12 protein-coding genes are annotated in these 14,064 nt (G+C 56.8%); 3 read left to right on the top strand and 9 right to left on the bottom strand.

What is annotated here, in order from left to right:
- Nucleotides 1-644: 644 nt before the first annotated feature.
- The 4 genes from chrA to Q3Y53_RS12290 all read right to left on the bottom strand — a co-directional run bounded on the left by chrA (nucleotide 645) and on the right by Q3Y53_RS12290 (nucleotide 7,376).
- Nucleotides 645-1,829: a chromate efflux transporter gene (gene chrA / locus Q3Y53_RS12305; RefSeq protein ID WP_303536504.1), complete on the bottom strand. Its 1,185-nt coding sequence runs from the start codon at nucleotides 1,827-1,829 to the stop codon at nucleotides 645-647.
- A 13-nt stretch (nucleotides 1,830-1,842) separates the two neighbouring features.
- On the bottom strand, nucleotides 1,843-2,853 hold the full coding sequence (arsB, locus tag Q3Y53_RS12300) for an ACR3 family arsenite efflux transporter (protein ID WP_303536501.1): 1,011 nt from the start codon (nucleotides 2,851-2,853) through the stop codon (nucleotides 1,843-1,845).
- Between the two features lie 594 nt (nucleotides 2,854-3,447).
- Complete coding sequence (locus tag Q3Y53_RS12295; RefSeq protein WP_303536497.1) at nucleotides 3,448-5,064, bottom strand: DUF2079 domain-containing protein; 1,617 nt, start codon at nucleotides 5,062-5,064, stop codon at nucleotides 3,448-3,450.
- Nucleotides 5,065-5,228: 164 nt separating this feature from the next.
- Nucleotides 5,229-7,376: a PhoX family phosphatase gene (locus tag Q3Y53_RS12290; RefSeq protein WP_303536494.1), complete on the bottom strand. Its 2,148-nt coding sequence runs from the start codon at nucleotides 7,374-7,376 to the stop codon at nucleotides 5,229-5,231.
- Nucleotides 7,377-7,801: 425 nt separating this feature from the next.
- Here Q3Y53_RS12290 and Q3Y53_RS12285 point away from each other — a divergent pair, with 425 nt between their 5' ends.
- Together Q3Y53_RS12285 and Q3Y53_RS12280 are read left to right on the top strand one after the other, a co-directional pair.
- Nucleotides 7,802-8,143 (top strand): hypothetical protein, encoded by a 342-nt coding sequence (locus tag Q3Y53_RS12285; protein WP_303536491.1) that lies wholly within the window; start codon nucleotides 7,802-7,804, stop codon nucleotides 8,141-8,143.
- A 54-nt stretch (nucleotides 8,144-8,197) separates the two neighbouring features.
- Complete coding sequence (locus Q3Y53_RS12280; protein ID WP_226424095.1) at nucleotides 8,198-8,458, top strand: hypothetical protein; 261 nt, start codon at nucleotides 8,198-8,200, stop codon at nucleotides 8,456-8,458.
- A 21-nt stretch (nucleotides 8,459-8,479) separates the two neighbouring features.
- Here the strand turns inward: Q3Y53_RS12280 and Q3Y53_RS12275 are convergent, their stop codons facing one another.
- The 5 genes from Q3Y53_RS12275 to Q3Y53_RS12255 form a co-directional block, all read right to left on the bottom strand.
- Nucleotides 8,480-8,779 (bottom strand): hypothetical protein, encoded by a 300-nt coding sequence (locus tag Q3Y53_RS12275; protein ID WP_303536485.1) that lies wholly within the window; start codon nucleotides 8,777-8,779, stop codon nucleotides 8,480-8,482.
- A 192-nt stretch (nucleotides 8,780-8,971) separates the two neighbouring features.
- Nucleotides 8,972-9,670, bottom strand: a complete 699-nt coding sequence (locus tag Q3Y53_RS12270; protein ID WP_303536482.1) for a hypothetical protein — start codon at nucleotides 9,668-9,670, stop codon at nucleotides 8,972-8,974.
- A gap of 72 nt (nucleotides 9,671-9,742) precedes the next feature.
- Nucleotides 9,743-10,648, bottom strand: coding sequence for an LOG family protein (locus tag Q3Y53_RS12265; protein ID WP_226424098.1), 906 nt, complete (start codon nucleotides 10,646-10,648; stop codon nucleotides 9,743-9,745).
- A 24-nt stretch (nucleotides 10,649-10,672) separates the two neighbouring features.
- Entirely contained in the window at nucleotides 10,673-12,061 is a 1,389-nt protein-coding gene (locus tag Q3Y53_RS12260; protein ID WP_303536476.1) for a PhoH family protein, read from the bottom strand.
- A 562-nt stretch (nucleotides 12,062-12,623) separates the two neighbouring features.
- Complete coding sequence (locus tag Q3Y53_RS12255) at nucleotides 12,624-12,752, bottom strand: hypothetical protein (protein ID WP_255613461.1); 129 nt, start codon at nucleotides 12,750-12,752, stop codon at nucleotides 12,624-12,626.
- Nucleotides 12,753-12,945: 193 nt separating this feature from the next.
- Between Q3Y53_RS12255 and Q3Y53_RS12250 the strand changes: the two genes are divergently transcribed.
- On the top strand, nucleotides 12,946-13,299 hold the full coding sequence (locus tag Q3Y53_RS12250) for a hypothetical protein (RefSeq protein ID WP_226424100.1): 354 nt from the start codon (nucleotides 12,946-12,948) through the stop codon (nucleotides 13,297-13,299).
- The last annotated feature ends 765 nt before the right edge of the window (nucleotides 13,300-14,064 follow it).

The raw sequence follows: 14,064 nt of genomic DNA, 5'->3' as shown, positions 1-14,064 counted from the left end.
TCATCAGCTGTGCCTATTGGCCCACTTTGAATGGGAACCAATCAGGAGACTTGCTGATCTGACGTGCCCCGGAGGGCTTCCTCTTGAAGTTGCTGGACTGCACAGAGAGCTTCGTGGGCAGGCCATCCGTGACGAATCATCAGTTCGTCAATCAGGTAATCCGGAGAGTTGGATATGCGTGAATTCAGTTCCGCTACGGCCCTGTCATCCCGAGCGAGCGCATAAAGCCGAAGCGATCGCAGTTGCTGAGTGTTCGGCTGTTTCATAACAGCACTCTGCACCATCAGCAGATGAGGCTCCTGGCTATCGGATGAGCAATCGATTTCCTAAGGCCTCTGCTCTGCTCCCTCCACGCGCCAGAAGGAACCGCCCATTAACCGTTGGTGACCTCTGTCGCACTCCCCTGACCAAGCGGTGCAAGCTCTGGGCACCTCCTGGCAGAAGCTGAGTGATGATTTTTCTGCCGCCAAGGAAAATCAAAGTCATGCCATGGGAGTCGATCCAGGCAATTGACCTTGCGAGTTAGATCGCTCTAAAGGCCCCTCCGCTAATGCGAATCATCAAGTAGGCACTGGAGAAATCTTTCATAAGAAGCTCCACCCAACAGGCTCCACATCAATTCAGTGATTCTGCAAAGGAATCCATCAGGCCAAGGTCAAACCACCCACCCCGGCACAGAACAGCACCACCCGCCAGGCCGGTTGCCGCCAGCTCACCAACAATACAAACGCCACCAACGCCAGGCTGAACTCAGCGCCACCGCGGATTCCCGTTTGCCAGACGGGTTGAAACAAGGCCGCCAGCAAGATGCCCACCACCGATGCATTGATGCCAAGCAGGGCACGACGCATCGGAGCCAATCGGCCCAGATCACTCCAGAAGGGCAAGAGCCCGCCAATCAAAAAGAACGAAGGTAAAAAGAGAGCGATGAGCGCAATCACAGAACCGGCGATGCCCTGAAGCCCAGGCTGCAGATCAAAGCCAAGAAAGGCCGCGAAGCTGAACATCGGCCCCGGCACCGCCTGAGCGGCGCCATACCCCGCAAGGAACTGCTGCAGGTCGATCCAACCGTTGGGCACCAGCGCTTGCTCCAGCAAAGGGAGCACCACATGGCCACCACCGAACACCAAGGCACCCGTGCGCAGGAATCCACTGAGCTGCTGCACCAGCAGCGGCCTGGCCTCAGCGGAAAGCCAGGGCAGAGCCACGAACAGCAGCACTACACAGGCCAGCAACCCCAGCGCCACCGAGCGCTGCAATGGAACCACGAGACGTTCAGGCGCCAATGGCTCCAGTTCTGGCGGCTTCAGAGCACAAAACCCCACCAGGCCACCAAGCAGCAGTGCCAACAGCTGAGCCCAGACGCGTGGGACCAACAGCACCAGCACAGCTGCCGCCACCATCAAGCTGGCCCGCTGCCGATCGGGAGCCAGTTTGCGCTGCAGGCCCAGAACGGCCTGGGCCACCACAGCCACAGCCGCCACCATCAAGCCATGCACCCAGCCCCCGTCCATCCAGGTGGGATGGGACGAAAGCAGCGACGCTGCCAGCACCATCAACACGGCGGAGGGCAAGGTGAACCCCGCCCAGGCCGCCAGCCCTCCAAGCCAACCGGCCCGCATCAGCCCCAGACCCATGCCCACCTGGGAACTCGAAGGACCGGGCAACAGCTGACAGAGCCCAACGAGATCGGCGTAGGCCTCAGCGGTAATCCAACGCTCCCGCTGCACAAAGCGCTCGTGGAAGTAACCGAGATGGGCCACGGGGCCTCCGAAGGAGGTCAGCCCCAACACGAAAAACTGAACAAACACCTGCAGCGGCCTGGGCATCACGCTGCTCCTCTCAGGCAGGGAACAGGCGTCGGTTCCGATTGGCAACCGCCACCAGCGACAGCATCACTGGAACCTCCACCAGCACACCAACAACCGTGGCCAATGCAGCCCCGGAGTTCAAACCGAACAGGCTGATTGCCACCGCAACCGCCAACTCAAAAAAGTTGGACGCGCCGATCATGGCCCCAGGTGCCGCAATCGATCGCGGCTGGCCTGCTGAGCGCATCCAAAACGCTGTGATCCAGAAGATCAAATAGGTCTGGAGGATGAGAGGAATGGCGATTAAGACGATGGCCAGCGGATTGGCCAGGATCGCCTGGGCCTGCACCATGAACAGCAGCAACACGGTGGCGATCAAGGCGCCAATCGCCAGGGGCTTAAGCCGCGTCTCCAACCGCTCAATCCGGCGAGCACTTCTCAAACTCACCCTCGTCAACCACCCGGCCACTAGGGGAACCACGACGAACAGCCCAACCGCCGTAAGCATCGTGTCCCAAGGCACCAACACCTCCGAAACCCCCAGAAGAAGCGCCGCAATCGGAGCGAAGGCGAACACCATGATCACGTCGTTCAACGCGACCTGCACCAGGGTGTAGTTGGGATCACCGTCGCTAAGGCGACTCCACACAAACACCATCGCCGTACAAGGAGCGACCCCGAGAAGGATCATCCCGGCCACGTACTCCTGGCCGACGGCTGCCGGGATCCACGCGGAAAACACGCCACGGATGAACAGCCAGGCAAGGGCTGTCATGGTGAAGGGCTTGATCACCCAGTTCACGACAGCTGTCACCAACAGCCCCCGTGGCTGCTGGCGAATCGCTCCGATGGAGGAGAAGTCGACCGCCAGCATCATCGGGAAAATCATTCCCCAGATCAGCACCGCGATCGGCAGGTTGATCCCCAGAGTCTCCAGGGCTGCGATGCTTGCCGCCGCATCAGGAAAAAAAGCGCCGAGGCCAACCCCAGCCACGATCGCCAGGGCGATCCAGACAGAGAGATAGCGCTCGAACAGACCCATTAATACATCAAGAATTCTTGATGGAAGAACCTTACCTCCAGCAGGCTCCGATCACCGAAGGATGTGCTTTGGAATACACGGCCAACATGGCTTAATTGCTCCTGAAGCCATCCACAAATTTCACTTAAACCAGCTCAGCAAAGATTATTGGTTAGTGCTCGATATCAATGACTGAAAAACCACTCAGCCTATTTCCTTGGGCACTCTTGATCTTTGCGCTTGTCATACCGAACCCCTGGAAATTGGCATCCGAGCGTGCGTTCGCTGAACAAAGCGTGAGAACAGAACAATGCGCAGGCCGCTAGTAAGCCGTGATGAACGCCTGTAGAGGCTTACCCGTCAACAGACGCGCATGGATTCTTAAGACCTCACCTCAGGAATAATCCGAGATCAAGCGCGAGACGGACAGAAGACAGATACAACTTACCCCCTTGCTTAGGTACAGGAGTGAGTTCATTTCGTTGCGATGAAGTGAATCGAGTGAGTGCAAGTCTTCCGCATTGAAGATTTTTTACATCCAGATCAATCACCTGCCCGTCGATGAAGTTCTGAACCTGGCTTTAGTTCATCCGACGAAGCTGGTACGGCAGCGTTTCATGAGCCCCGTCGGCGCGGATTGGCTGGGAGTGGTTGCTGCAGGTGCTGGTCCAGAGCGATTTCGAATTCGGCATGAATCGGGCCTTCCTTCTGGAGCACCACAACGCCATCATCCAGGGATTGAACGCGATAGACCTGGCGGTGCTGTTCAATCCAGCGCTTGCTGTTGCGGAGCTGACGCCAATCTCCTGCGAAGGCCTGGCCGTAACGCTCAAGCAAATCGAGGTCCACGGCAACCCAGTCCACGCTCTGAGGCCGGCCCTTGCGATCCAGATAGCCGGTATTGAAAGGAAAGCGCACCAACACCTCGCGGCGGGCAAGAAGAGGCACCAGGGGTGTGTTCGCCGCAACGCTGGCCTGCGGAGAAATCACAGCCAAAGCACGCCGTGCAGCTGCACCATGGCTCCATTGCTCAGCCGGGCTGCTGTGCACCCATGGCTGCACGCTGGCAGGAACAAGAAACGAGAGGCTGCGATGGGGATTGCTGGTCAACGTGAGCAGCAGAGAGAGGCTGATGGCTGCACCCCAAGCCAGCCTGATCCGAGGGCCGAGCTGTAGATAGGGGCGCCGCTGCCACCAGAACAGGGTGCCAAGGGCGAAGCCAGGCACCACCAGCAGGGTGTAGCGAATGGTGATCGCCAGGGGGTTGTTCGCTCCCTGAGCCAGGAACAGTCCCAACAGGCTTGGGCCCGCCAGCAGCCAGGCATCGAGGCTGATCAGGGGTAAGAAGAGAAACGGGAGGCTGTGGCCGAGGAGGTAGCGAATGGTCCCTCCGGGGGGATCCACCAGTTGCTGCAGCAGCAGAAGTGGCTGAGTCAACATCCGTTGGAGAACCACAAGACTGTTGCTTCCCTCACTGTTCTCGCCGCGGAGGTACTGACCGAAGTTCTCCACCATGAAACGCTTGGCGTTGTCATCGGAGAACAGCGGCATCAAAACGTTGGTGCACAGCAACACCCATCCACCGCCCCAGCTGATCAGTGCCAAAGCCAAGAGCCAGCGATCGCGTTGGCGCACGACTAGCCAAAAGCCAACCGCCACCAGAAGCACCCCCGTGTCCTCTCTGATCAGGGGCATCAGGCCGGCGGCCAGCAGGATCAGCATGGTGCGCCGTTCCACCAGGCCAAGCATCAGCACAAAGACGGCCAAAGGCAGCTGACAGAGATCCGTGAAGTTGCCGAGGGTGGGGCCGATCAAGGCATTGCCGCCGTAGTAGCCGTAGGCGATCCAGTTGGCGATGCGTTCCGGCAAACAACCACTGGCGAGGCGATGCAAGACAAGACCTGCGGCAGTGATGAGGCCCACCTGCACGAGCGGAAGGGCGGCTCCCCCGAGCAGCCCCAGCAATGGAGCAAAGAGCAGAAGGGTTGGCGTGAAGTGCTGACCAAGCCGTTCGTAATCCACCGAAGGCAGCTCTCCGGCGTGCTCCACGTTGGTGGAAAGCTGCGAGGAGAGGGTGCTCTCGAACCAATGGCCGTGCAGGCTGTTCCAAAGCACCTGCTGAAAAATGCCTTGGTCGTAGCTAGCCAGCAGAACCCAAGAACGCCAGGCCTGCAGACCCAGGCAGATCACGGCGAAAAGGGCAGCGGCGATGAGGACGCGACGGGACGTCAACAACGGCAATTGCGCGCATTGCTCAGAGCAATTCAGCGTTGCAGCGGATTCATTGCTGGCGTGTGTTGTGGAGCACCCAGGCATCTGAGCGAGAGCTCAGATGGATCTCAAGCGGTGGTCCTGGGTGGTGCAGGCCTGAACCTATGAATGCTCCCGAAGCCAACTCAACCCGCCAAAAGGGGTTTGCCATTGGCTCGATGGATGGCCACCACACCGGGACGGGGGGGGCGACCCGGAGCCTGGGCCGGCCAATTGGACCCCAATGGCACCTGACGCAGCTGATCGAAGGTCTCACCCTCACGATCCACCAGCCGGTGCGACTGAAACTCAAAATCACCGGGCGACCTGGCGCCATTGACCTCACCGGGGTGCTGCACCGCTAAAAAAATGCTGGTTTCCTCTTGGTCCAGGCATACCCCAGTGAGCTCACATTCCGTCGGGCCGGTAGCGAAGCAAAGAGCTGAGCCGCCATCCCGCGGCACCCACCAGCAGCTGTTGTTGCCGAACACATCACCGGCGGCCGACTTCATCGAGCGGTCGGTCACGATCCAGAGATTGCCCCGTTGATCCAGCGCCAGGTTGTCAGGATTGGTCAGCCCAAGACCTCCAGCCCAGGGCTCGCCGCCGGTCACAGCCATGGTCCAGCGGAAACCGCGCTCCCCACGCTCCGTGAGACGCATCACCCAGCCATGGCCCCAGCTGCTCTGGCCCTCCGGACCACGGAACACAGCCGGATCGGCACCGCCCCGACCCCCGGGGGAACCCGAGGTAAAGGCGATCAGCAGATCACCGCTGATCGGGTCAATCTTGGTGTCTTCCGGGCGGGCTGTTGGCGTGGCACCGATGGCACTGCTGGCCAGATGTGCATCGATCAGGATGGCTCCCTGGAGTCCATCACCCTCGCCTCTATACAGATCGGCCAGCGTGCGGAACTGACGGGCATAGGCTTCAACGGAGGCATCGTCACGAAACAGCTCCGCACCGGCTTGGGCGCGGTCGCGGTGGGGCAGCTCCACGGGGCAGGTGAGGTTCGCTTCGCTGAAACGACTCGGCCGGAAAGGATCCACAACGGCATCTGGAGTCAATGGCAACCACTCGCCAGAGCCATCGGCATGGAAGCGGGCCACTTGAAGCTCACCAGCCTCCAGCAGCCTTGAATTCGCTTTGTCAGCGACGTCGGTCACGCTGCCGCTGCTGACATACCTGTAGAGATGCCCGCCGCGGCGGTCGCAACCCGAATACACCTGAAGCGGCAGACCGGCCTGGGCCCTCACCGCAACAGCCTCGTGACGGAAGCGTCCAAGGGCCGTGTGCTTGCACACCGCATTGCCTGAGCGCTGCGGATCGACCTCCACCATCCAGCCGTATTTGTTGCCCGCCAAGCCGTAGACATTGCCCAGCCCGGCCAGCTTTCCTTCGCGGCAGAGAAACGGCCGTTCCGATGGAGGCACTGAGCTGCCATCGGCATACACCGCCTCTGGCACCTGCGACTGAATGTTTTCTTCGGCGCTCAGCACCGTGCCCCAGGGGGTGATGCCACCACCGCAGTTGGCGAAGCTGCCAACGATGCCATCACCAAGGCCATCGTCGTAGCCGAGGCGCTGTCGTGCGCGGAACACCGCCACAGCGGGTCCTGTACTGACCAATCGCTGGGAGGGATCGCTCAGCCCCGTGATGCCGGTGATGCGTCGATCAGTGGCGGCGTCGGCACGAACCCAATGCCCCTGGGCATCACGCCGCAAGCTCATCACCCCGACCCCCAGATCCGTCATGGCTTGATCAGCCACAGCCCGGATCAGATTCAGCAAGGGATCCCCAGCGGGCAGTGCTGTGCAATCGATTTCGCCATCGGCCGGGGCCAGCTGCTCCACCAGGCGTGAAAACGGCAGAGCTTGACCGATCACATCCTCGAAACCCTCAGCCCAAGGCAACGCACTGATGTATTCGAAGTTGACGGTCATCGAGGCTTGATCAGCCCCGTACTGCACGAAACCAAGGTGGTCGTTGTTGAAGCCGAAACGGCTGTCTCCAAGACGGTCTCCCCAGGCCGCCAGCAAATCGGCGCTGAATCCATCTGGCAGCGTGAGGCGGTCTCCTAGAGAGATGTCGCGATAAACGTTGTGCTGCTCGGAAGCCGTTAAGCCATCACCCTCCACCGGGAGGGGAACACGAACGGGGTCGAAAGGTCGACTCCGACGACCCACCCGTTCAGCCAATGGATCAAAAGATCCATCAGAGAGGACGCGGGCTGTCACCATGCCGGCAGTGCCGAGACCAAGCAGGGAAAGAACGGAGCGGCGGCGCAAAGTCATCGGCTTGACAAGAAACAATATGACCAGGTTTTGAGCGTTACCGCCATAATCCAGACAAGGATTTAAATCAGATTCCGACGCACGAAGGCCTCTACAACCCTGTTGTAATCTGCGCCATCCAGCGGTGAATTAGCCAGTTCACCAAGAGCTTCACGAATCAACTGCTTTAAATGTTGATCCGGAGGAGCATCGAGTGACTGTTCAAGAGAAAGGGAGCTAGAAGACATTGGCCAAAAATATATCGACCATATCTAATTCAATCAAACCAGAATGCAAGTATCATGGAGCACACCAGATCAGAATGCCTTGAAAAACCAATGCCACGAATCGGAAGATTCAGGAATGAAACCTACTGATCGTAAATCTGGCGCCATTCATCACTGGTTTTGCAATAGCGGCCATGCTCAACGACGTGCATGGTCTGAATGACACAGGCAATTGTGACTATAAAAGCAGGAATCAGCCAAACTGGGCTGGAAAACGAAAAGCGCTTAAACATCATTCAACCTTCAGCTCGCGATCGTAAATTTCATCATTTTGTGTGGTCCATGCCGATTCGGTCAGGCAACCCCGATCGTGGAGGCGCTGGTGTTCCACAAACAACCAAACAACCCATCCCAACAAGCCAGCTGCAACCAAGAATCTCAATCCACGTAGCAACTGCTGAAAAGTCACCGCACCATGACACCAACCTCAATGGTGCTATGCGACACAAAGAGATGTACGTATTGAGGAACACACGCGACAAAGAATTTCACGACTTTTGAGCCCAAGCCAATGTGCGTTACAGCACAGGCACCTGATCAACGCTGTAACCGAAGATGAGCATCACTCAAAAACAGAGTGTCGTGCGAAGGCTCATGTTGGCATTGGCGGTTTGCGCTGTGGTGCCTGCACAGGCGGGGGAACCAATACGGCTGCAGGTGATTCCATATCAAGTGAACAAGCAAGCCACGCCTGTCCTGCCGGTCTTGCTTCCTCCACCGCCGTTTGTCGATGAACAGGCCAAACCAAGGAAACGCAGGTCAAAAAAGAGCAGGGATTGGGAAACAGACGATGATTTTGACTGGCTAATGGATTAGTTCTCGCTCAGACTTCAAGCATTACTTGGAGGGAAGACTCTCGTCTTGATGTTTCATCAGCCTCGCCAAACGAGTGAGGAGGTAGGCGATATCTTCCAGCAGGGCAACATCGGCATCTCGGCTGGGGTCATAGGGGACAACCTCTGGCTTGAGTTGCTGAACCTCCTCCAACAAGTCAATCAAGTCAATCACCGCCGGGCGCAAATCATGGAGCGCCTCGCCGATGTCCGTGACATTCATCCAATAACGGCTGCGGCGAATGCTCGCCAATCGGACTGAAAGAGAATCCTGGAGGGCTTCATCGCTCAGGTCTGAGGCCATAGTGGACAGGACCAAATGTCCGCAGGTTCAACACCAAAACATTGGCATCACGCGGTTAATGGCACGTAAAAGAAGACATAAGAAAATTGAAAGCCGAACCACATTGACGTAATACTTAAACCTCAAAGTATAATTTTGTATCACAACTTAAATACTAACAACTTCGGAAAGACAACTACAGGTTGCGTACAACTAATGAGGCATTAGTGCAGCATTCTCACTCTTTGTGGTTAGCAAAATACGGGCTTTATCGTAGCGTTTTTGAAAACCAGCCTTTAAAGCTGAATGCTGGGCCATGAGCTGGGCCCTCAGGCCGACTCGCCGCTTCACCTCCTCATAAACCGAGTCGCAAAGCTGCCAATAGAGCTCAACAACACTCAGCTCGCGGGCATAGTCCTTCCGCTTGCGAAGAAGCCGTGCAACACACTTGAAACATTCAGGCTGAGGGAACACAAGCTGGCTTTGAGATGTCTCAATCTCGGCCTTGCAACAGGCCAGCATCACATCAAGATCCTTTTTGCTCTCTGCAGAGTTCTTCAGAGACGTCCAATCTTGCTTCTCAACGAGGCGCGCCTGAGGGAACATCATCCCCAAGATCTCTCCAGGGGTTTTGCCCGCGCACTGGGATCCGTAAATCCAGTCAAGATCGCCATCGACAGTGTCCACCAGAGGCGGCTTGGACAGTGCAGGCGGCTCCTCCAAAGCCACCAACGATGATGACGTCGTTAACTCAGAAGCTTCTGCTCGGAACTCAGCGGATCGAGCCTCTCGAAAGCCAGATGCCCTGATGGGCCTCTTGATCTTGACCTTCCGAGCTCCACGCTTGCCGATCGCCTTGGCGAGAAAGAAAGCAATCGCCAGGACAGCCAATAGAAAAGCAAGTAACTCCATGGAGGACCTGAGTTGGATCGCAGCAAGGATGTGGCGAAGGCTACTTTGATATCACCCAATTTGTTGTTCTGATCAGCAGGAGCAGGCCTCAGGATCTGCTTCGGCGCGGCGGCGAATGAAGTCCCAAGCCTCTTCTGCGGTATCCGAAAAATGAATCAGATCGAGATCATCCTCTGAGATGAGGCCCATCTGGGCGAGGTAGTCAAAGTCAATAAGTCGTTTCCAGAAGTCTGTTCCGAACAAAACAATAGGCATGGTTCCCTTGGTACCCACCTGCCGCAAAGTGAGCAGCTCAAACAGTTCATCGAGCGTGCCAAAGCCGCCCGGGAAGAGAATGGCTCCAACGGAGCGCATCACAAAATGGAATTTGCGCAGCGAGAAGTAGTTGAACTTGAAGCACAGATCGGGGCTGATGTATGGATTGGGATGTTGTTCAAACGGAAGCGTGATATTCAGTCCAATCGACCGGCAGCCGGCCTCAAAGGCACCCCGGTTGGCGGCTTCCATGATTCCCGGCCCACCGCCGGTCACGATCACGTGGGATGAGCAGTCATCGCTTGCTTCCCTGTTGCACTGCCCGTGCAGGGAAGCCAAATAAGCGAATTCCCGAGCTGCGTCGTAAAAACGCGACAGGTCCACAAGGTGTTGAGCATGGGTCACCGCTCGCTTCAAGCTTGAAGAGTCGGACTGTTCAATCAGGCGCTGCTCTGCTTGCACCAGCTTCGCTGCAGCAGTGTCTTTGTCGACGATCCTGGCGCCACCAAAAACAATGATCGTCGATTCGATCCCCGCTGTTTCTAAATGCAGATCCGGCTTGGTGATTTCAAGCAGCATGCGCACACCACGCATGTCGCTGCTGTTCAGCAAGTCGTGATCTTCATGGGCAATTCTGTAGGTGGGGGAATTCAGAATTGCATCCAGGTTGGCTTGCTCAGGTGTTGAAGGTTCTGGAAATTGAGTCATGTGTTCAACAGTCATTGGTGTCGGCTGTGTTGTCTCGCGTCAGAGGATGTTGGCCGCCAGTTCAGCCAGTTCACTGCGCTCGCCCTTGGTGAGAGTCATGTGCCCAACCAGGGGCTGACCTTTGAGTTTTTCCACCAGCCAGGTGAGTCCGTTGCTTTCGGCATCGACATAGGGATTGTCGATTTGATAAGGATCACCGGTGAAAACAACCTTGGTCCCTTCACCCACCCGCGTCACGATCGTCTTCACTTCCAGGGGCGTCAGGTTCTGCGCCTCATCCACCACCAGGAACTGATGGGGAATCGATCGGCCGCGGATGGTGTTAATCGCTTCAACCTCCAACAAGCCCATCCCTTGCAGATCGGCCCAGGCATTCCGTGGTTCGCGGTGCCGCTGTTTCTTCGTCTGCTCAGGATTCTCGCCAGAGGAGGAACCGGTGATGAAGTCGATGTTGTCGATGATCGGCTTCATCCAGGGGCCGAGTTTCTCCTCAAGCGTGCCGGGCAGATAGCCAATGTCCTTACCAAGGGAGATCGGCGGACGCGTCACCAACAGGCGCGCGTATTGGTGGGTATCGGCCACCTGGTGCAACCCAGCAGCGATGGCCAGCAGCGTTTTGCCTGTGCCCGCCTTGCCCACCAGAGTCACTAGAGCGACGGATGGATCGAGCAGCAAATCCAGCGCGAAGCTCTGTTCCCGGTTTCTCGCCTTGATCCGTCCCAAATGGGCGCGATTCAGCCAGTGCAGCGGTTTGATGGCGTTGCTGTTGCCTTGATGCCGAGCAAGCAGGGTGTGGCTGTCGTTGCGCTGATCCACCAGCACAACGCCTTCATTGGCCTGGAGATGCTGCCCGTCGGGATCGGTGACAGCCTCCAAAGGCAGCTGATCCTCGTCATGCAGGGTCTTGATCGTCTCCGCATCGGTGCTGAGTTCACGGAACCCTGAGTAGAGATCGTCGATCGAGACGTTGTCGTTGACGTAGTCCTCGGCTTGCAGGCCCACCGCATCAGCCTTGATTCGCAGGTTGATGTCTTTGCTGATCAGCACAACCTCGGGCGCCTGCTTCAGCCCACTGCATCGCATCTGCTCGAGAGCCACGGCGAGGATGTTGTTGTCGCCGCCGCCCCCCTGCAACTCTGCCGGTAATTCCTGAAGGGCTTGGGCCTGACAGAAGATCACCTGCAGCAAGCCGTGATTGGTGCCCTCGATGGGAACACCATCAGCAAGACTTCCGCGGGCTCGATAGGAATCCAGGAGCCTTGAAATCCGCCGAGCATTCCGCCCTTTTTCAGAGTGATCTTTTTTGAAGCGGTCGATTTCTTCAACCACTTGCATGGGGATCACAACTCTCAAGTCGCCAAAACGATGTGGAGCCTCAGGATCGTGAAGCAGAACATTCGTGTCGAGAACGACAATTTTGTTTTTCATTTATTCTCACCATTGAATGATCAATTGGTGTTCAAAATTCAATCAAGTGTGATCCGCAGAAATCGAAGCAAGCGGTTGCCTTCTCCCCGCAGTTAAGAAGCGGGGAGATCAGCGGATGTGAACAACAAACGCAAGCCGGTTCGCCAGAGCCTCCCAATTCAACAAACGACAATGGCTTGCATTGCCACAATCACCTCAACTGAGACGTGCTGCGCTCAGTCGTCGTAGATCTTGCATCCAGGCGCAGTGGGGGATTTGTCGCAACGTTCCTCCCAGTACAGATCGTGCTGGGATTTCATCGCTTGCTTGGGCTCATCAGCCTGCTCTAGCTGCGTCTTGTCAAATGCATTGAGGGGAATGCACAGATCGAAAAAACCTGAACAAATCGTGACCATCTCTCTCCTTGTCGCTGACTTATCTCTACTCCTCTCCCCTGCAAAATCAATAGGTACTTAACGCATTCCTTTACACAAAAAAACCGCTCTTCCGTCAGGAAAAGCGGTTGCATGATCAAGCTGATGGTTGGTCTAACCTGCGCCCTGATCACTCGTTTGATGGAAGATCATGCAGCCTGCTGGTTGCCTGTTTCTTCTTCCTTCGACCGAATGAAACGCTTGCGTTGAGCGGATTCATTGCCAGAGAGGTCGATTGGCTGCGAAGACTCATCTGGTTTGCGGTCGGGCTTGTCCAACCCCATCAAAAGGGGATGAATACCTCTCCTGCTCATTGGGACTTCCTGTTATTCAGATCTCGCGTCGTGGTCTCTCGGCCCCTACGCGTGGCTCAACTATCGCGCAGATCAGTTTCAGACGCGCCCCGCAATAGTTAAGAGAATCTGACGAGTCAACCGAGAAGGTAAGCCTGGAGGGGGCTGAGGCAGCACAGTGAGTTCACGAATCGAACGCAACGCACTGCGGAGTGCTCCGATGATTTGCATTCGAACCAGCCTGGCGGCTGCAGTCTTGGCCATCACTTCAGCAATTCCGGCAGCAGCCGAAATGGTGCCCTCGACCTGTCGACTACTCAGCTACGAGGGCCCATACACCACCGTGGAAACCTTCCGCTGTGACTTCATGCAGCGCAGTGGCAACGTTCTGGTGAACAGCGCTGAGCACGAGTTCAGCTTTCTGGCTGCCGAGCAGGGCGAGACCTACATCCGCATCAACGCCATCCCACTGCGCTTCACCCGAACGGGTGAATACACCCTGGAGGTGACGCAATCGCCGTGGCTGCGATGACCGCTCAGATGCCCCCCCCCCTTAATGGGGGTATCGAGAAGCGGATGCACCGGTTTGATTGATCACACCGGCGGCAGATGCTGCAGTCTGTCGGCGGTCGTCGAGTGAATACCCTGAGATCTTCCATGCTCTTGGGGTTTTCCTCCTCGAATCCGAGAGAGTTTTGAAACTGGCTTTTTCGGCTGAATAAGGGAAGCCCTGGAGCCGTCACTCCAGGGTTTTCTGTTTTGGAGCAGCTTGTGGTTGAGGTATGTGGCAGAGGAGAAGCCACAAAAAAGGAAGTCACCCTTCCCGATTGCCTGCCGCCATGAAGGCAGGATCGTGACTGGATGAAGCCGTGACCAACCAATGAGTATCGAGGGGTTACCGAATTCAGGATTTCTTCCGTGAATCTTCGGGGAGCATTGCCCCAGCAGGCATCTCGGTGCTCATAGCTTCCAAGCAGTATCACGCTCCCGTATGTGCCCACTTGACCTTTCCAGTCTCAAGTGGGGCGATGACGGCGAGTTATCTCCTCATGACACCCTCAGCCTGGTGGAGAGATTGGCTACAGCGGAACAGGTGACCCAAGGGGCGGACAAATCGACACTCAACTCCAGTTCCATTCCCCACGGGGAACCATCACAAGATCCCTGATCTGAACGGGGCTTATCCAACGAGTCGGTCTTCAGAATTCAAAAGTGCCTTTCCTTTCGAAACTCTCACCACTTCGCCTGAGAGTCCAGGGCTTTGATACATGACTCGATACACGTTCGACAAAGCAAG

The sequence above is a fragment of the Synechococcus sp. YX-04-1 genome (assembly GCF_030546365.1).
Lineage (GTDB): Bacteria > Cyanobacteriota > Cyanobacteriia > PCC-6307 > Cyanobiaceae > Parasynechococcus.
The sequence above is the reverse complement of the archived record's forward strand: the minus strand, read 5'-3'. Positions and strand labels throughout refer to the sequence as shown.

Bases quoted from the DNA above. Each gene is read 5' to 3' on its own strand.
- Q3Y53_RS12270 (WP_303536482.1), bottom strand. From the start codon at position 9,670: ATGGAGTTACTTGCTTTTCTATTGGCTGTCCTGGCGATTGCTTTCTTT.
- Q3Y53_RS12285 (WP_303536491.1), top strand. From the start codon at position 7,802: ATGACACAGGCAATTGTGACTATAAAAGCAGGAATCAGCCAAACTGGG.
- Q3Y53_RS12280 (WP_226424095.1), top strand. From the start codon at position 8,198: ATGAGCATCACTCAAAAACAGAGTGTCGTGCGAAGGCTCATGTTGGCA.
- arsB (WP_303536501.1), bottom strand. From the start codon at position 2,853: ATGGGTCTGTTCGAGCGCTATCTCTCTGTCTGGATCGCCCTGGCGATC.
- Q3Y53_RS12275 (WP_303536485.1), bottom strand. From the start codon at position 8,779: ATGGCCTCAGACCTGAGCGATGAAGCCCTCCAGGATTCTCTTTCAGTC.
- chrA (WP_303536504.1), bottom strand. From the start codon at position 1,829: ATGCCCAGGCCGCTGCAGGTGTTTGTTCAGTTTTTCGTGTTGGGGCTG.
- Q3Y53_RS12260 (WP_303536476.1), bottom strand. From the start codon at position 12,061: ATGAAAAACAAAATTGTCGTTCTCGACACGAATGTTCTGCTTCACGAT.
- Q3Y53_RS12265 (WP_226424098.1), bottom strand. From the start codon at position 10,648: ATGACTGTTGAACACATGACTCAATTTCCAGAACCTTCAACACCTGAG.
- Q3Y53_RS12290 (WP_303536494.1), bottom strand. From the start codon at position 7,376: ATGACTTTGCGCCGCCGCTCCGTTCTTTCCCTGCTTGGTCTCGGCACT.